The organism is Actinomyces sp. ICM58, from assembly GCF_000283035.1.
Classification (GTDB): Bacteria; Actinomycetota; Actinomycetes; order Actinomycetales; family Actinomycetaceae; genus Pauljensenia.
In genome coordinates this window covers 1-3,964 of the sequence record NZ_ALIY01000238.1, presented here as the reverse complement: position 1 = coordinate 3,964, position 3,964 = coordinate 1, and the positions used below count along the sequence as shown (strand labels likewise).

The 3,964-nt window shown below is 68.9% G+C and carries 5 protein-coding genes; 3 read left to right on the top strand and 2 right to left on the bottom strand.

Features of this window, described 5'->3' with window-relative positions; all coding sequences use genetic code 11:
- From HMPREF1138_RS10365 to hemL, 3 genes are all read left to right on the top strand, one after another.
- A partial coding sequence (locus HMPREF1138_RS10365; protein WP_009059619.1) for a uroporphyrinogen-III synthase occupies positions 1-381 on the top strand: 381 nt, incomplete at its 5' end.
- Complete coding sequence (gene hemB, locus HMPREF1138_RS10360) at positions 378-1,409, top strand: porphobilinogen synthase (RefSeq protein WP_009059617.1); 1,032 nt, start codon at positions 378-380, stop codon at positions 1,407-1,409. The genes HMPREF1138_RS10365 and hemB, both read left to right, overlap by 4 nt.
- A gap of 35 nt (positions 1,410-1,444) precedes the next feature.
- Complete coding sequence (gene hemL / locus HMPREF1138_RS10355) at positions 1,445-2,842, top strand: glutamate-1-semialdehyde 2,1-aminomutase (RefSeq protein ID WP_039938004.1); 1,398 nt, start codon at positions 1,445-1,447, stop codon at positions 2,840-2,842.
- A gap of 123 nt (positions 2,843-2,965) precedes the next feature.
- Here hemL and HMPREF1138_RS10350 read toward each other — a convergent pair whose 3' ends face one another.
- Entirely contained in the window at positions 2,966-3,448 is a 483-nt protein-coding gene (locus tag HMPREF1138_RS10350; protein ID WP_009059621.1) for a hypothetical protein, read from the bottom strand.
- A 43-nt stretch (positions 3,449-3,491) separates the two neighbouring features.
- Positions 3,492-3,962, bottom strand: coding sequence for a hypothetical protein (locus HMPREF1138_RS11355; protein WP_009059618.1), 471 nt, complete (start codon positions 3,960-3,962; stop codon positions 3,492-3,494).
- Positions 3,963-3,964: the final 2 nt, after the last annotated feature.

Below are 3,964 nucleotides of genomic sequence, written 5' to 3'. Positions count from 1 at the left end.
GCGCTCGCCCCCGATACGCTGCCGGGCGGGCTGCGGGCGCTGGGCTGGAGCGTCGAGGCCGTTGACGCATACACCACCGCTCCCGCCGCCGCCGACGATTGTGACGCCGATATCGCGGGTAATTTCCGCGCTGGACGTTACGACGGCGCGGTGCTCACCGCCTCCTCCCAGGCGCACGCCCTCCCCCCGCTCCTCGGGCTGCCGCCCCCCTCAACCCGGGTCGTGACCATCGGCGCACCCACCGCAGCCACCGCCAGGCGGCAGGGGATCGCGGTCGCGGCCCAGGCCTCGTCCCCCACACCCGATGCCATCGTCCGCGCCCTCACCGACGCCCTGGCCCGTCCCACCCACTCCGACGCACCCGAAAAAAGAGACTCATGACCACCGTTCCCGAATCCGTTACCTCCTACCTCGCCGAGGTCGGGGTGAACTCCTCCCCGATCCCAACGATTCGCCCGCGCCGCCTGCGCTCGACCCCCGCGATGCGTGCCCTCGTGCGCGAAACCCACGTTGACCCCGCCAAGCTCATCTGGCCCGTCTTCGTGCGCGACGACATCGACGAACCCCGCGAAATCGCGGCCATGCCGGGCCAGTACCAGCACACGATCGACTCGCTGCGCCGGGCAGCCGCCGAGGCCGCCGAAGCCGGCGTGGGCGCCATCGACCTGTTCGGCGTGCCCGCCCACCGCGACGCGATCGGCTCCCAGGCGTGGGCGGAGGACGGGATCCTCAACCGCGGCCTCGCCGCCGTGCGCGCCGAGGTCGGTGACGCCCTGGTCGTGTGCGCGGACACCTGCCTGGACGAGTTCACCGACCACGGGCACTGCGGCCTCCTCGACTCCGAGGGCGGCGTCGACAACGACGCGACCCTGCCGCTCTACCAGGCGATGGCGATTTCCCAGGCGCGCGCGGGCGCACACATGGTCTCGCCCTCGGGCATGATGGATGGCCAGGTCGCCGCGATCCGCGCCGCCCTCGACCAGGCGGGACACGCGGACGTCGCCATCCTTGCCTACTCCGCGAAGTACGCGTCCGCCTACTTCGGGCCCTTCCGCGAGGCCGTCGGATCCACGCTCAAGGGCGACCGCCGCACCTACCAGCAGGACCCCGCGAACCGACGCGAGGGCCTTTTCGAGGCGCTGCTCGACGCGGCCGAGGGCGCCGACATGCTCATGGTCAAGCCCGCCGGCCCCTACCTGGACGTGCTGGCCGACGTGGCCGCCGCCTCCGACATTCCCGTCGCCGCCTACCAGGTGTCCGGCGAGTACGCGATGGTCGAGGCCGCCGCCGCCAACGGGTGGATCGACCGCACGCGCGTGATCGACGAGTCCCTCACCGGCATCTTCCGGGCGGGAGCCGACTCCGTCCTCACCTACTGGGCCCTCGAGGTTGCCCGCAGGGCCCGCTGAGCGCGCGTACCATACCAACAATCCGTTTTTCTTCGATGAAGGTAGCCGTGACTACTAACGAAACCGCATTCTCCCAAGCAAAATCAGTGATCCCCGGCGGCGTCGACTCGCCCGTGCGCGCCTTCGGCGGCGTCGGCGGCACCCCGCGCTTCATCGCGAGCGCGAGCGGTGCGCGCGTCACCGATGTTGAGGGGTGCTCCTACGTGGACCTGGTCGGGTCGTGGGGCCCGGCGTTGCTCGGCCACGCGCACCCCGAGGTGGTCGCCGCCGTCCAGGAGGCCGCCTCGCGCGGCCTGTCCTTCGGCGCCCCCACCGAAACTGAGACTCTGCTGGCCAGCGCAGTGCGCGAGCGCGTGCCCTTCGCACAGCGCGTCCGCTTCGTGTCGACGGGCACCGAGGCGACGATGACGGCGATCCGCCTGGCGCGCGGCGCCACCGGGCGCGACCTCATCGTGAAATTCGCCGGCAATTATCACGGTCATTCCGACGGCCTGCTCGCTGCCGCCGGGTCGGGCGTTGCCACCGGTGGCCTGCCCGGGTCGGCCGGCGTCCCCGAGGCCATCACCGCCCAGACGATCGTCCTGCCCTACAACGACGTCGATGCGCTGCGCGCGTGCTTCGAGCAGGTGGGTGACAGTATCGCCGCCGTCATCTTCGAGGGCGCCCCCGCCAACATGGGCACGGTCCCGCCTCACCCCGGCTGGAACCGCGAGATTCGCCGCCTGTGCACCGCGCACGGCGCGCTCATGATCCTCGACGAGGTCCTCACCGGCTTCCGCGTCGACCCCGCCGGCTGGTGGGGCCTCGAGGCCGTGGCCGGATGGGTGGACGGCGCGCCCGCGGGCCGCTACAGCGCCGGCTTCGTTGATGCGTCCTGCGTGGAGGGCGCCGACTGGGTGCCCGACCTGGTGACCTTCGGCAAGGTCGTGGGCGGCGGCATGCCCCTGGCTGCCGTGGCCGGGCGCGCGGACGTCATGGATCTGCTGGCCCCCCTCGGCCCCGTCTACCAGGCGGGTACCCTGTCGGGCAACCCCCTGGCCACGGTGGCCGGCCTGCGTACCCTCGAACTGGCTGATCAGGGCGTGTACGACCGCGTGAACGCCTCGGCGCAGGAGATCAGCACGATCGTGTCGGACGCGCTCAGCGCTGCCGGCGTCGCCCACCGCGTCCAGCGCACGGGATCCCTGTTCTCCGTCATGTTCGGCGAGGCCGCGGCCGCTTCGGGCGTGTACGACTACGACCAGGCGCGCGCCCAGGAGGCGTGGCGCTACGCCCCCTTCTTCCACTCGTTCCTGTCCTCGGGCGTGGCCCTGCCGCCCTCGGTGTACGAGGTGTGGTTCGTGTCCGGCGCTCACGGCGAGGCGGAGCTGGAGGCTATCGCCGCCGCGGCTCCGGCCGCCGCGCAGGCCGCCGCGCAGGCTCAGCCCGAGTAGTCGACCGCGTCGCGGCGACCGTGCCGTGAACGGTTGAGGGGTGGGGATCCCGGTGGGTCCCCACCCCTCGTCTCTTCCGTCGGCGGGTGGATGGCGAGTGCTCGTTCGCGGCGGTTGCTGGCGTCAGTGGCCTTGTTGTGCGTAGTTGTTGGTCGTGAATGTGGGGTCTGGGTCAAAGCAGAATGTTGCTGTTCCTGGGTTGGGGGTGAACCAGACGATGTCCGAGTGGGCTTCCTTGAGGGTGAAGGTGCCGACCCCCTCGACGGTGATGCCGTCGCCCCGGTGGAGTCCGTCTGCGTGGCCGATCAGGTCGTAGGGTTCGTTGTCGCTGGCAGCGGCGATACTGAAAGAGGCGGTGTCGCGCCCCATGGAGACTTCCCCCCTGCTGCTCATTCGAACCTTTCGCCCGTCGGCGAGAACTCCGAGGAAAATGGATCGTTGCTTGTCGTATGGGGTGAGGTAGTACCTACCGGTGCAGGCCTCGCCTGTGGATTGTTCTTTCCAGGGCCAGGCGTAGGCGATGTGTGCGTAGGTCCAGGGGATGACAAACGCCAGGACGAGGACGGCCACGACGATGACGCGAATGCGTGCGGGTCTGATGCTCATGGGTGTCGTTCCGTGGTGATGGTGGTTGTCGTCCGTGAGTTTGTTATGGGTAGCTCCGTTTGGTGAATGTGGGGTCTGGGTCAAAGCAGAATGTTGCTGTTCCTGGGTTGGGGGTGAACCAGACGATGTCTGAATGGGCTTCCTTGAGGGTGAAGGTGCCAACCCCCTCGACGGTGGCGCTGTCGCCTCGGTGGAGATCTCTAGCGCCTCCGAGGGTGTCGGAGTGGTCGTTGTCGTCGAATGCTGACACGCCGAAGGAGCCGATCTGGTGTCCCATGGAGACTTCTCCGGAGATTCCGACCAAAATGGTGCGTCCATCGGAGATGGTTCCCAGTTCTATGGATCGTTGCTTGTCGTATGGGGTGAGGTAGTACTTGCCGGTGCAGGCCTCGCCTGTGGATTGTTCTTTCCAGGGCCAGGCGTATGCGATGTGTGCGTAGGTCCAGGGGATGACAAACGCCAGGACGAGGACCGCCACGACGATGACGCGAATGCGTGCGGGTCTGATGCTCATGG

Bases quoted from the DNA above. Each gene is read 5' to 3' on its own strand.
- HMPREF1138_RS10350 (WP_009059621.1), bottom strand. From the start codon at position 3,448: ATGAGCATCAGACCCGCACGCATTCGCGTCATCGTCGTGGCCGTCCTC.
- hemL (WP_039938004.1), top strand. From the start codon at position 1,445: ATGAAGGTAGCCGTGACTACTAACGAAACCGCATTCTCCCAAGCAAAA.
- HMPREF1138_RS11355 (WP_009059618.1), bottom strand. From the start codon at position 3,962: ATGAGCATCAGACCCGCACGCATTCGCGTCATCGTCGTGGCGGTCCTC.
- hemB (WP_009059617.1), top strand. From the start codon at position 378: ATGACCACCGTTCCCGAATCCGTTACCTCCTACCTCGCCGAGGTCGGG.